At 33.5% G+C, this 462-nt stretch carries 1 protein-coding gene; it reads right to left on the bottom strand.

Translation table 11 applies throughout. The annotated features are described in order from the left end of the window. Positions 1-261: 261 nt before the first annotated feature. The coding region (locus tag ACJ5GX_RS05500; RefSeq protein ID WP_495292784.1) for a hypothetical protein at positions 262-462 on the bottom strand (201 nt) is incomplete at its 5' end.

Raw genomic sequence — 462 nt, 5'->3', positions numbered from 1 at the left:
AATGAAAAGAATAAAATAGTAGGTAGTCCTAGTCGGTATCTGGTTTGTAATTTTCTTTTCTGTCTGTGTGTGTGTGTGTGTGTGTTTAATACAAAAGTTTTAAATAAAACAACAATAATATTTGAAAGTCAAAGGATTTCTTTGTTGTCTGTATTGTGAACATTCTGATACATTTTATGTACTTAGTTGACTATGTTACTACCAGTAATAGCGCATTATTTGACTACCAAATTTAAAACACTTATCGTGTTGGGTACCTATTCAATTATAGAAAACATGCATTATTTTCAACTGCAGGAAGGTTTCGAACATCGTAATAACGATGACGGCTCGTCCATTTAGGCTACTGCGTCTTACACCGCCAAAACATGGACGATCTAGTGCAATGTCTGCAATAATGCCAATATCCGGTACATTTGATTTTACAGCACAAATTGCTTTACAGATTAAATTGTCAGGATT

The sequence above is a fragment of the Wolbachia endosymbiont of Tuta absoluta genome (assembly GCF_059414725.1).
This window is presented reverse-complemented; position numbering and strand designations above follow the sequence as displayed.